Raw genomic sequence first — 13,740 nt, 5'->3', positions numbered from 1 at the left:
CCTCCGGGCAGCCGGATCTGCGCAGCCCGCAGCTCCTGTCCCGGACGGCTCCTGAGGCCTAAATAATCTTGTAATCCGGATTTGCCTTTCTGGCAAGCCAGTTCGCACCCAGCACCAGCACAAGGCTGACCACATTCTGGAACAGCCCCACCGCCGTGGAAAGATCATACTGGCTGTCCACCATACCTTTCCGGTAAACATAGGTGGAAATAACATCCGCCACCGGATAGGTCGCATCATTATACAGGTTGAAAATCGGATCAAAGCCAACGCTGATAAGAGAACCCACATTCAGAATCAGCAGCGTGCACATCGTGGGAAAAAGCGCCGGCAGAGTGATGTACAGAACCTTATGCAGACGGTTAGCGCCGTCAATGGCCGCCGAATCATACAGCTGAGGATCGATTCCCGAAATGGTCGCAAGATAAATTACGATACTGTAGCCGGTAGACTTCCACAGGTTTGTCAGCAGATATATGGGAACAAACATGTTCTGCTGTACCATGAAAAATATGGGCTTCTCCAGGACTCCCAGCTTAACCAGCACCGCATTTATAATACCGCTGGAGGGAGAAAGCATCTGATATACAAACGCCCCGACAACAACCCAGGAAAGAAAGTGGGGCATATAGGTAATCGTCTGCACCACCCGCTTGAATTTCATATTCAGGATCTCATTTACAAGCAGGGCAAAGCAGATTGTAACCGGAAAAGACGTAACCAGGGTCAGTATGCTGATTTTAATCGTATTCCCCAGTACCCTGTAAAAATTCGGATCGGAAAATACCTTTTTAAAATGATAAAGACCCACCCATTCACTGCCCAGGATCCCCCTCGCCATCTTATAATCCTTGAATGCAATGACTATACCCCACATAGGAAAATAACAGAATACAACAACCAGAACGAGCGCCGGCAAAAGGAAGAAGTAAAAAGGGACATGCTTCTTCACCTGCTTCATAAGCTGCGCGTTTCTGGCTGTTTTGACACTTCTCGTCATACTCATGTCTGCCTCCTCTGATTTTGCAGAATGCGAAAAAGCCGACAATCATTCCCGGGTGGATTATCATATTTTTAAACATTCCTATACTGTTTGTAATACATCAATTATCTTACCATTCCGAAAAAGAATTTGCAATACGTCAATCTATTTTTGGTTAACCATTTAACATATTGTACGTTTTTGTAGTAATTCCCAGAAAAATGTATGAAAATTTGTGCATTATTTCATACGTATTATACTGTTCTTTCATTGCCCCGCCATGCTGCAGCGCACTAAAAAAAGCGGTCGAAGTTCCGCTCCGGCGCACTAAAAAAGCGGCCGAAGTTCCGCTCCGCCGCTTTTTTCAAAGGCCCTGCTTCTATCGTCCGGGCCCCTTATTCCACTCCATTCCCGCCGGTCAGCGCCACGATCAGCGAACCTGCAAGAATACAGAAATCCGAGATATTAAATACCACAGCTCTCAAAGGCGCCCATTTTACGCCCAGGCTGAAATAATCCACCACATATTTCCGCTTAAGCCGGTCATAGGTATTGCTGAACGCCCCGCCCAGCAGAAGAGACAGCCCCGCCTTCAGCCATGCATTTCCCTTCGCCGTAAGGGTAACGAGAAACACAACAGTAAGAACAGCCGTCAGAATCAGTGAAACTGCCGCTACCACGCTCCTCTTCTTTTCTCCCAGGTTCATGCAGGCTCCCTTATTGTGATATTTTCTCAACAATATCCTGCCCTGCAGTATCTCCTTCTCTTCCCCGTCCTTCCTGTTTTTTTCCACATGGTTCTTAATAAACAGTTCCCCGATAAATATCAGCGCAATAATGCCTGCATATACCATACGGCCACCCGTACCTTTCCGATTTAAGCCGCAGCACCGCCGCCCAAATCTGTCCTTATCTTTCATCTGTCCCTCTTATGGCGGTATTCCGGCAATCCAGTTGAATACGCCTTCCATATCAAGCCTCCCCATCCCCCACTGGCGGCTGGGATAGGTATAGGCCGCGTCCCTTGCGGCCCCTCTCAGGAAATAATTCCTTGTGGAAACTCCTCCGGCATACGGCGAATTATATTCCACAACCGCCCACTGCATAAACTGGGCGGCAGCGCCTGCCGTCAGCGCGGCGGCAAGGGAGGTTCCCGTTCCGGTTCCCACAACAGTTCTACCCTGTATGGTGCCTGTAGCCACTGAGATATCCACCCCCGGAGCCGACAAATCCGGTTTGATTTCACCGTTTGCACCAAACCCCTGGCCCGAATTATAATAAAAGCTGTTGTTTCTGCTGTTATAGGCAGTGACCGCCATAGGCGGCTGCGCAAACGACGGAGAGGTCAGCGTAGTCTCCGGGTTGGGTTGGAGGAACTCTGCCGTCCCATTAATAAACTGCCTTATCGGAAGCCACATGTTAAAATTCCCGCTCCCGTTTCCTCCCTCGCGGATGACAATAACCGTCCAAATCCCCTGGGTGGGATTTTCAAAACGCAGCACTGCCACTTCCTTTCCCGTTTCCGCTTCCACAGGCTGGTAATCCAGGCGGATTCTCGTTTTTTCGTACACAAAGGTATACTCCAGGCTCTGTCCCAGCCGCCCGCTTACCGGTGGAATCACCTCCCCGCCCGGCGAACGGACGGAAATGGAAAAGAAGTCCGGCACGCTTCCCCAGGCTTCCAGAAGGAAGCCTTTTGTCCCTTCACTCACCCGTATCTCCACATTGACCGAACCGGTACCATCAATATGTCCGCTGAAATGATGGGCAGAATTACCTTCATTGCCTCCTGCCACCACCACCACCTGGTTAATCTGTGTCCCAACGGTGGAAATGTACTGGGACAGCGCGGAGTTTCCGGTATGATCCCCGAAGCTGCTTCCCACCCCCAGGCAGATAACCGCCGGACGATGAAAGGGGATGCAGAAGGAACTCAGGTATTTTACCGCAAGCATGATATCGTTGGTCCCATAAGCCGGGACTCCGGGAGGTGTCATATAATAATCACGAAGAAACTGCTTCGCCTGCTTCAGCTTAACCACCACAATATCCGCATCCGGCGCTGCTCCCAGAAAATCAATGCCGCCGTTCAACGCACTTCCCGCCGCAGCGGATGCCATGGCTGTACCATGTCCGATATCATCGGTAACAGGCACCAGCTCCAGCGGATTATCCAGCTGAAGCGCTTCATTGATCTGCTCCCTTGTATATTCACTTCCATAAATAAGGCCATCCGGAGGTGTGCCGGTCTGCACACTTTGGTCCCAGATGGCCAATATTCTTGTGCTTCCGTCCTCCCGTCTGAAAACAGGATTCCGGTAATCTATTCCCGTATCCGCAAATCCAAGGACAACATTCCTGCCCGTCAGATTCAGCGGCTCCTTCTGTACGAAGGAAATCCCGCTGCGTATCAGCGGCTGTGGATCGAAATTCCTGTCCAGCGCTTCCGGCACAAACAAATCCATCAGTCCGTACAGCCTGGGGATATATCTGTAAAAATAACTGGAAACCTCCAAAGGCGGCAGCACCGCCCTGCTGTAATAAATGGACAGAAACCTTTCATTAATCGGGATATAGCAGAAAACATCATCATTTCCCTGCACGCTGCCTTCCGGAAGAATAAAATAGTTAATCAGATCCATGTAGTCCTCTGACAATATTTTTTCCTTACATGTCATAGATGCCATAGACGTCAAGCTTCCCTACACCATTTTTATCAATGTATGTCGCTTGCCCTTCCGGCATACATGCTTTTTCCGCAGTCTGTTATTCCGCCGCTTATTATTTCGCCGCCGTTGCTATTCCGATGCTGTCGTCTGTTATTCCGCCGCCTCAGCCTGCTTATCCGGGATGGCGTAGCCCGCCCCCCTGATCTGTATAGCCGGCCCTCCGGTCCCTTCAATATAATTCTTCGTTATCGTCACTCTGCCGATGTTATCATCCTTGGGAATCTCATACATGATATCCAGCATAAAATCCTCAATAATGGCGCGCAGCGCCCTGGCTCCCGTATCCTTCTTCGTGGCCTTATCCGCAATGGCCGCCAGCGCCTCTTCCTCAAACTGCAGATCCACTTCATCCAGCGCAAGAAGCTTCTGATACTGCTTCAGGATGGCATTTCTGGGTTCCTTCAGAATTCTGACCAGCATCTCCTTTGTCAGGCCCTGCAGAGTACAGATGATGGGAAGCCTTCCCAGGAACTCGGGAATCATGCCAAAGTTCCTTAAATCCTCCACAGTTACCTTGGAAAGGATATCCGGATCCTTATCATATTTATCCTTCAGTTCCCCGTTAAAGCCCATGGAGGTCTGCTTCGTCAGCCTCTGCTTGATGATGCCCTCCAGATCGGGGAATGCCCCTCCGCAGATAAACAGGATATTCCTGGTATTCACGGTGGCAAGGGGAACCATGGCGTTCTTGCTGCTCGCACCAACAGGCACCTCCACCTCGGAACCCTCCAGCAGCTTCAGCATCCCCTGCTGGACGGACTCGCCGCTCACATCCCTTGAGGTTGTATTTTTCTTTTTGGCAATTTTATCAATTTCATCTATAAAAATAATGCCCCGTTCCGCCTTCTCCACATCGTTGTCCGCCGCGGCAAGAAGCTTGGATACCACGCTCTCAATATCATCGCCGATATACCCGGCCTCCGTCAGAGAGGTGGCGTCCGCGATGGCAAGCGGCACATCCAGAAGCCTGGCAAGGGTTTTCACAAGATAGGTCTTTCCGGAACCGGTGGGCCCGATCATCAGGATATTGGATTTCTCTATCTCAATATCATCCATTGTATTCGTCACAACACGCTTGTAATGATTATAAACCGCCACAGAAATTATCTTTTTGGCCTGCTCCTGGCCGATAACATATTCATCCAGGCTGGCCTTGATCTTATGAGGGGCCGGAATATCATGGATGTTGAATACAGGCTCAGTCTCTTTTTCCTTCGCTTTTTTCTTTTTAATCTTCTGCTTGTTGGGAATACCGTCGTTTCCCTGAAGATCAGCCAGATTGACAAAGCTGATATTGGGATATTTCCCGTCCTTGTTCATGTTGTTCAGCATGTTCATCATTTCGGGATTGTTCAGCATACCCTGATAATCATACTGGCTCACTGCATCCATAGTCCTGTGCATGCAGTCGTCGCAGACACAGATATTATTGGGCAGATGGTACATCTTGCCTGCCTTGCTTTCAGGGCGCCTGCAGATAAAACAAACATCCTCATATTCCTTTTCCGGCTTATCCGTCTTTTCTTCTTTTTTATCCGAAGGCTCCTTGCCCTTATTTTCTTCCAGGCCTGTTTCCTTCTTTTCTTCTTCGTCTCTATTATCAAAATCGCTCATCTGGCAATCCTCCGTTTGATTTAATTTGTGTCCTTCCGGCAGTCCTGTGCTAATACACACCGCGACACCGCCGCAACAGCATAAGCTCCCGTTTCTGGCCAACAGACATTGTATCAGCAGCTGTCGCAGCCAGCCCAATCAGCTGGGCAGCTGCAACTGTTTTCATTATAAATCATCGTGTATATCCATACAAGTTAAGTTTCTATAAACAAACTAAATAAAACAGGCAAAAACAAGGACAGGCGCCCTTACTGCCGGGCATCTGTCCTCATCTGACGGCTGTATTTTAAAAACAAGGCCGTTTCTTACTGTAATTTATTGCAGCTGCTTCCTTTATTGCTGCTCGATTTATTGTAACCGCTCCATTTATTGCAGCCGCTTCATTTATTGAAACCGTCCGGCAGACCAAAAATCCACCTGTGATCCGCCGTATGGGCTCTATATCCATAATTTCCCGCCAGCTTTAATTTCTGCCGGATGTATTCATAGCTTCCTGGGAAGTAAGGGTTACATTCACCTTCTGCTCCTGATAGCCTTCCGTCGGGTTGCCGCGCATAATGGTTAACTCAACAGTGTCTCCCACAGCATAATACTGCATGGAATTGGTCAAATCATCCTGCGTTGTTACCGTAGCGCCCGCAAAACCGGTAATGATATCTCCCTTTACCAGACCTGCATTATCCGCGCCTGTGGCAGGATATACCTGTGCAACATAAATGCCCTCCGGCATACCATATGCCTCACCCATGGCCTTTGTTACGTTGATACAGGAAATTCCCAGGAATCCTCTGTTACTTTCATCTACCTTTTCCTTGGTCTCCCGGTTCATCAGCTCTTCTATAATCGGTTTTGCAGAAGAAATCGGGATGGCATAACCCATACCTTCAATGGTGCTTCCGCCGATCTTGTTGGAATTAATACCGATAACCTGGCCCTTGATATCCAGCAGAGCGCCGCCCGAGTTACCGGGATTGATCGCCGCATCGGTCTGAATCAATGCATTGCTGGTACCCGTTTCGCTTACCTCAAGCGTACGGTTCAGGGCGCTGACCACGCCAGTGGTTACGGACTGCCCATAGCCCAGCGCGTTGCCGATGGCTATAACAGGCTCGCCTACCTTCAGTGTATCGGAATCGCCCATAGTCGCAATGGCAATACTGCCCTTGGTGGAGCTGTTGATATCCTCAAGCTTAACGGCAATCACCGCCAGATCCATGGAAGGGCTGGTTCCCTTAATCTGCGCTTCAACCACTTCATCGTCAATAAATTTCACAGAAAGCTTAGTGGAATCCGCAACCACGTGGTAATTGGTCACCACCAGCAGCTCCTTATCATTTTCACCGATAATAATACCGCTGCCCGCCGCTTCCTGCTCCTGTTCCATATTCTGTCCCCAGAAATCCGTGCCGGAAATAATCATCTGATTTGTTATGGAAACGATGGAAGGCATAGTAGCTTCCACCACCTTTGTCACATCCGTTACCACCGCGCTGGAGGTTCCCTGTGTTACTGTGGATTTGATTCCCGAATCATTCGCTGCGCCAGACTCCTGTGTATCCTGCGCGTTCTCCGCTCCGTCCGCAGTGGCCTGGGTGATTTCCTTGGGCTGCTTATCATTTCCAAGAGAATTTACCGCAAGGAAGCTGACTCCAGCACATACACCGAAAAATACGCCGCATACCACCACAGCTATCACTTTTTTCATCAGCGGGTTCATCGGCTTCCTGGGCTTTTTCTCTTTATGCTTCTTTCCCTGACGCCCGCCTCCGGGTGCAGCGCCATAATCGTTATTGGAAAAAGTACTGCCGTACTGGTAATTTCCCTGCTGGGACTGATAGCTGCCATAACCGCTGTAGCTGCCGTGAGGCTGTCCGTTCTGCCCCATGCCTCCCTGTCCGGCGCCGTTTTGTCCTGTTCCGTTCTGTCCCGCATTCTGATATCCGCCAGTCTGATAAGGGCTGCCCTGATATCCGCCCTGCGCTCCCGCGCCGCTCCGGTAACCTGCGTTGTTCTGGTAGCCGCCCGCATTCATCCCGGAATAGCCGCCCGTATAGCCGCTTCCCAAATAACCTCCTGTATAGCCGCTTCCGGTATAGCTTCCGGTATTGCCGGTACTGTCCGCACTGCCAGCGGCGCCGCCGGCCGTCTGTCCGTTATTATGTTCTGTATGAGCAGCATCACTGCCGCTCTGGACAGTCTGCGAATTATTTTGTTCATTCACGTTTTCGTTTGAATAATTATTGTTTTCAAACATATCGCTTACCTCTTTTCTCCTTTATCATTTCAGGTTTATCCCAAGCTTTATTTACAGTATATACAGGAATTGTGTTCTTTCTGTGATAAATCTATAGAAAATATGTTAAATTCCTAATATTAACCTCAAAATCTTATCACATCCAATACTTACATTTTAAAAAAATGCCAATGGGTTACACCTAAACCCATTGGCATTTTTTTAAAATGTAATTTTATAATTATTAAATGGAAATATCATTAATTTAATATCAGATGGTTCAGTCACATAAAATGTCGCAGGCATCCCCATTTCCCCCGCTACTGCCTCCCCATGAAGAACTCCTTTGCATATTGTAAAAAAACTGACAAAAGGATCATTATATTTACAATGAACACAAATAAAATCATCTTCACATAGTGTTTTTTCTTTCTTTTTTTTCATGAAGCTATCCCACGTGCCAAGACCAAACAAGATGAATAGATCCTTTTCTCCCTCTCCTCCTATCAGAAGCACTTCCTCATTTTCGTCATGCATACCAAAAGCGCTGAAATCTGTTCTGTTAATAGTTACCGAAAGTAATTTATGCGCTCCTGCTTTTTTACTGCTAATATAGATGTCTTTGCCTACACTTTTATCCAAATCCACTATATTACGATGATGCGAAGGATACAACCGTAAAATTAATCCTTTATTCTCTAATTCATCCATTAATTCATGTGTCATTTCCCTTATCGGAATTCTAATTTTAATATTTTCATTTTGAGTTAGTTCTTTGATTATTCCTGCTTCTAATTTGCTGTATGGTTCAAGGTTGTCAAAAAAGATATCATGCTGCCAGATCTTTGGTTCACCATCTATACAATTTTCTTCAGCATCCCAACTTAAATAAGTCTGCGTTTTTCCTTTTACCAGTCCCCAATTAAAAACTCCAATCCTTTTGTCTTTGTAATAAGACAAATGAGTATCAATTCTGTTATCAGCAATCCTATTCATCCACTCAGTACAGATCATAGGTTTACCATAAATAAGCAATTCTTCAACACGTTTTTTTGTATTTGGCAAAGCGGTATAATCGTGAAATGTTATTATATCAGATAAGCCGGCACATTCCATATCGAAATCCCGAAACGCCCATATGCCTGCTGTCAATGGCTGATCAGCTTCGCAAAGACGTGCCCAGTTAAAAGAATCTTCTAATAAAGAAAGACACTTTTCATTTCTGTTACTATTACCTGGCTCATTATACAGATCCCATAAAAGAATTCTTCTATCTTTTTTGTAACTTTCAATTATTTCCGATACATATTCCTTTAAAAAAGGGCGCTCGTTTTTATCGTCAGCAATTCTGAATCCAGGACTTGGTGTCCAACCACTGTTATGGACTCCTTTAATTGGATAATCTTGTTTTCCAAGATAAGGTTCCTTATGAGAGAATGCACAATCATCAAATAATACCGGCATCACGGTTAATCCGCATTCATTTGCTATATGCAGAAAAATTTCAAAATTTTTTAGAAATGTCCTTTTTTCACTTTTCCACAAAATGTACTGAAGAAATATCCGACATGAATTATAACCCAATTCTGCTGCTGCCATTAACTCTTTTCTAATCAAGTTTGGAGAGAAACTCTCTTCCTGCCACATTTCTGTACTATTGACTGCATTAGATGTTACATAATTAAATCCTACAATCCACGGCTGTCTTTCATACCACTCCATTATTTCGTTTTTTGACCACATAAAACCTTTCTCCTCTGCTAATCATTATCCCTTCACGCCTGCCGATATTTGAACTCCTTTTATCATCCATTTTTCAGCAAAGCAATATAAAACAATCATAGGAACAATTGAAACCACCGATACAGCACTTAGCTTTGATACAAAAGTTTCATAAGTTCCCCTGGCTAACTGCAACCCTGCCGTTAATGTAAGCTTTTCAATATCATTAATCGCAATAGAAGGCCATAAAAAATCATTCCAAATCCCGGTAAAACTAAATATGCCAACTACAACCAGAATAGGTTTTAATATCGGAAAAATGAGAGAAAAAAAGATGTGTATATCACCAGCGCCATCAATTTTTCCGGCCTCGATTATACTATCCGGCACTCCTATCATAAACTGTTTTACCAAAAAAATATTAAATGTACCTGCCAGACCCGGAAAAATTAACGCCATGGGAGTATTTACCCATTTTAATAGTTTCATGGTATGATAAAGAGGCACAATATTTACTATGCTTGGAAAAGACGAAATAAATAATATTGTTAAAAAAAGAAAATTTCTTCCTTTAAATTTAAGTTTACCAAAAGCATAAGCCGACATAGAAACAATAAGTATTGAAAGCAAGGTATATATTGCGGACACTAAAACCGAATTTCCAAACCATTTATAAATTGGGACTTTCACATTTTTAGGATCTAATACTTCAATAAAATTTTGCAGCGTCCAAGTTTTAGGCAAAAACAAAAATCCTCCTGCCCGATTAAGTTCTGCATCTACTTTAAATGCCGAAAGAAATACCCATATAATAGGTACTAAAAATAAAATCGAAAAAATAAGCAAAATAATAAAGGATATTGCTTTTTCAAAATTAAACTTTTTATTTTTCATTGATTCTCCTTTATTCGTCTTGCAATTTAATAAGAACTATCATTTGTGCAACCGAAAAGATTCCTATTACAAACCCTAATATAACAGCCATTGCTGAGGCAATGCCTGCAATAGGCTTACCTGAACCAAAAGCTAAGTTTCTAATATACATAATGAGTACAAACGTACTTTCAGTTGGTCCTCCCTTTGTTAACATTAAAGGTTGACCATAAATATTAAATTGAGAAGTAGTTGCGGATAAAATAGTAAATAATAAAGGGAATTTAATTAAAGGAATATAAATATGAATAATCCTTCTCCCCCACCCCGCCCCGTCAATTTGAGCCGATTCTATAATGCTTGAATCGATTCCTCCGAGAGCTGCTACATAAATAACCATATTTAAACCGATAATCCACCAAATAGTTACTATAATTATGGAAGTCCAGGCATACGGCTGTTCTCCAAACCAATTTATTTCCAGTCCAAACAATTTATTTATCAGTCCATAACTTGGATGCAAAATAAAAAACCAAGTTAAAATAACTGCTGAAATTGAGAACAATGTGGGTATATATATAATACCCTGAAATATTCTGGCTCCTTTGGGCTTTGCATAAAGAGCCAAAGCAATAATCAAAGGGACAGCAATTTGAAATGGCACAATCATAATTACAAATCTTAATGTATTGCCAAAACCATTCCAAAATTGCCTGTAAAACGAAGAATCTTTATTAGTAAATAGTGTCAAGTAATTTTCAAAACCAATCCATTGCGGTTTTGAAAACATATCCCATTTTGTAAAAGATATATATATTCCATAAATAAAAGGAATGAAGAAAAAGATAATGAATATAAGCATATGTGGTGCGAGAAAAAAATAATGTGCCTTAGATCCTTTTTTTCTGCTTTTACCTTTTTCCATTATACCCTCCTTTCTTGTTGCGGCACTGATATGTATCAGTGCCGCCCGTTAATATTTTTAGAATTTATTCCATTGAAATTTTATCTTTTGTTTCCATCTCAGCCTGCTTAAGTCCATCCTCAATACTAATTTTTCCAAACATAATATCACCCAGAACTTTATCCAATGCGTCCACCGCATATCCATAATATTTATAGTTATAAATTTTTAGTTCCTCGCTTTCAGATGCCAGAAAATATTGAGGCATTTTCGTAAACTCTTCACTCTCCAACGCTTTCTTGGCAGCTGGAACCAAACCTGCAATTGACCAATCTGCTGCATTTTCTTCTACAAATTTAATGAAATCAAGGCAAGCCTTTACTCGTTCCTCATCCTGTTTTGGCTGTACCGGTATGGTAAACTGATGTGATGAAGTCCAGTTCCCCTTTTCTTCTGGCGTAAATACAGGAAAGTCATAAGCCTTTATATTTAATCCGGAATCCCGTACAGCATTATACATCCATACTCCCTCAGGTTCATAAAGAACATTTCCTCCTAAAAATGCTTTCCAAGAATCGTCTCCGTCCTTCTGAGTATTTCCATCCTGCACCAAACTGCAATATTGTTCCAGAGTCTGAACAGCAAGTTCATTATTAAAAGAAGGATTTGTTCCATCTTCACTGAGGGTTCCACCTAACTGTGCATAGGATCCTAAGAATATAGGACGGAACCAGCTTAAACCAATAGGTATAATATTATCCTGTTTAACCACTTCTGCAGTAGCTGCTAATTCATCCCATGTAAGAACTCCATCGTCCAAATCCTTTAATCCGTACTTTTCATATAAGTCCATATTTACCCACAATACATAAGAATGTACATCCAAAGGAACTCCATAATGCCCGCCATTGAGATCAGTCATTTCCCATGCTTTCGAATTATAATTATCCTTTTTAATATCAGATGCTTCTAAATAGGGGGTTAAATCCAAAATTCTTCCCTCTTCCTGATATAAGGGAACCCTCTCTATATGGTTCATTGCCATATCGGGAATTCCTTCACCTGAAGCTTCGGCCATCTGTAATTTTAAATATAAATCTTCTGCAGTCATAGGACGGTGTAATACGGTATAATCTGGATTAGTGGCGTTGTACTTATCCACAATATCAGGAAATGCAGCCCCATCTGCACCTGTGAACATAGTCCATATTTCCAGAGTCCCCTTCTTTCCTTCTGGAACAACGGCATCACCGGGAGCAGCTGTAGTTTCCACAACACCTGAATCTCCAGTATTATCCGCAACATTTTGCGGTGCAGCTTCTCCACCGGAACTGCATCCCCCAAACAACATCGTCAAAGTTACCAATAAAGTTACCCCAATCATTTTTCTCATGTGCGACCCTCCATAATAAATTTGTTAAATTATACAACTAATATATTGTTAACTTTTGTATATGTCAATCAATTATATCTCATTTTATTTAAAATATATGGCATTTTTCTATATCAAACCATATTTTCTGTTTTGTAAAAATATTATTATAAAAAACTATTATCACAACAGTTTTTATGGAGCAATTAATAATTTATATTTGAAATCGACAACCCGTTATACTGTTGGTATAATATTTTATATTAAAAATATAGGGGGAATGAACATGTCATCTTCAGGTTTATTTGAATTAAATTCGGAAAATAAAGAACTTCTGTGCCAGGTGGCTAAAGCTCTTTCTGTCCCTACACGGATTGATATCATAGGATTATTGTACCAAAATCCCCTTTCAGTTCAGGAAGTTGCTGAACAACTGCACCTTCCTCAATCCTCTGCTGGTGTGCATATTCAAATTTTGGAAGATGCCGGAATAATACGCTCAGAAAGAATAATCAGAAATGGCTCTATATTTAAAATATGTTATGTTGAAAAATTTTTGGTAAATATAATATTGCGCTCTTCCTCACCAAGCATCAATCATATATCTTCTTTAGAAATTCCAATAGGAAGTTATACTGACTGTTATGCTGAAATGCCATGCGGCCTTATATCCGAAGATAGTTTTATTGGTACAGAAGACGAGCTTCGTTCTTTCTATCTTTTTGATAAAATAAATGCACAACTCATATGGATGGCCAAGGGATTTCTTGAATACAAAGTCCCCAATATCCTTCCTAAACATAAACAATGCAAACAACTTTCTTTATCGATGGAGCTATGCTCAGAAGCACCTGGATATAACGAAAATTATCCTTCGGATATTTATCTTTCCATTAATGATAGAAGCTGTGGCCATTACCATTCAACTGGTGACTTTGGGGCAAGACGCGGTATTTATACCCCTCAATTCTGGCAAAGTGGATTAACACAATATGGTAAATTAGTCACCTGGCAGATAAACCAGGATGGCACTTTCATTAATGGAGAATATGTAAGCAGTCTAAAAATTCAGGAATTAATGGTTGAATTAAAAAGCTATATTAAATTTCGTATTGAATGTCGAGAATCAAGTAAATATTGCGGCGGCATTAATCTCTTCGGTGAAAAAGCCGGTGATTATGATCAACCTATTATTCTGACCTTAGAACACTAAAATTTTATACACAATAATAAAAAACTGTAACGATTTAATACGTTACAGTTTTTTTAATAAACTAAATATATCTACTAAAAATAGCATTAAACTTTAGC

10 protein-coding genes are annotated in these 13,740 nt (G+C 42.8%); 1 reads left to right on the top strand and 9 read right to left on the bottom strand.

Features of this window, described 5'->3' with window-relative positions:
- Nucleotides 1-58: 58 nt before the first annotated feature.
- From HMPREF1548_RS22835 to HMPREF1548_RS22795, 9 genes are all read right to left on the bottom strand, one after another.
- Nucleotides 59-1,006, bottom strand: a complete 948-nt coding sequence (locus HMPREF1548_RS22835; protein ID WP_021639009.1) for an ABC transporter permease — start codon at nt 1,004-1,006, stop codon at nt 59-61.
- A 371-nt stretch (nt 1,007-1,377) separates the two neighbouring features.
- Nucleotides 1,378-1,836 carry a signal peptidase II gene (locus HMPREF1548_RS22830; protein ID WP_025488572.1) on the bottom strand — a complete coding sequence of 153 codons (459 nt, stop codon included), beginning with the start codon at nt 1,834-1,836 and terminating at the stop codon, nt 1,378-1,380.
- A 75-nt stretch (nt 1,837-1,911) separates the two neighbouring features.
- Nucleotides 1,912-3,669 carry a S8 family peptidase gene (locus HMPREF1548_RS22825; RefSeq protein WP_021639005.1) on the bottom strand — a complete coding sequence of 586 codons (1,758 nt, stop codon included), beginning with the start codon at nt 3,667-3,669 and terminating at the stop codon, nt 1,912-1,914.
- Nucleotides 3,670-3,801: 132 nt separating this feature from the next.
- Complete coding sequence (gene clpX / locus HMPREF1548_RS22820; RefSeq protein WP_021639004.1) at nt 3,802-5,325, bottom strand: ATP-dependent Clp protease ATP-binding subunit ClpX; 1,524 nt, start codon at nt 5,323-5,325, stop codon at nt 3,802-3,804.
- Between the two features lie 463 nt (nt 5,326-5,788).
- Complete coding sequence (locus HMPREF1548_RS22815) at nt 5,789-7,579, bottom strand: S1C family serine protease (protein WP_021639002.1); 1,791 nt, start codon at nt 7,577-7,579, stop codon at nt 5,789-5,791.
- 201 nt (nt 7,580-7,780) lie between these two features.
- Nucleotides 7,781-9,301, bottom strand: coding sequence for a glycoside hydrolase 5 family protein (locus HMPREF1548_RS22810; protein ID WP_021639001.1), 1,521 nt, complete (start codon nt 9,299-9,301; stop codon nt 7,781-7,783).
- Between the two features lie 24 nt (nt 9,302-9,325).
- Complete coding sequence (locus HMPREF1548_RS22805) at nt 9,326-10,174, bottom strand: carbohydrate ABC transporter permease (RefSeq protein ID WP_021639000.1); 849 nt, start codon at nt 10,172-10,174, stop codon at nt 9,326-9,328.
- A gap of 10 nt (nt 10,175-10,184) precedes the next feature.
- The gene (locus tag HMPREF1548_RS22800; RefSeq protein WP_021638999.1) at nt 10,185-11,078 is read right to left on the bottom strand and encodes a carbohydrate ABC transporter permease; all 894 of its coding nucleotides are present in this window, start codon (nt 11,076-11,078) and stop codon (nt 10,185-10,187) included.
- Between the two features lie 64 nt (nt 11,079-11,142).
- Nucleotides 11,143-12,450 carry an extracellular solute-binding protein gene (locus tag HMPREF1548_RS22795; protein ID WP_021638998.1) on the bottom strand — a complete coding sequence of 436 codons (1,308 nt, stop codon included), beginning with the start codon at nt 12,448-12,450 and terminating at the stop codon, nt 11,143-11,145.
- Between the two features lie 265 nt (nt 12,451-12,715).
- Between HMPREF1548_RS22795 and HMPREF1548_RS22790 the strand changes: the two genes are divergently transcribed.
- The gene (locus tag HMPREF1548_RS22790; protein ID WP_025488570.1) at nt 12,716-13,642 is read left to right on the top strand and encodes an ArsR/SmtB family transcription factor; all 927 of its coding nucleotides are present in this window, start codon (nt 12,716-12,718) and stop codon (nt 13,640-13,642) included.
- Nucleotides 13,643-13,740: the final 98 nt, after the last annotated feature.

This window comes from Clostridium sp. KLE 1755 (assembly GCF_000466465.2).
Classification (GTDB): Bacteria; Bacillota; Clostridia; order Lachnospirales; family Lachnospiraceae; genus Eisenbergiella; species Eisenbergiella porci.
Note: the sequence above shows the minus strand (reverse complement) of the source record. Positions and strands in the feature narration are given on the sequence as shown.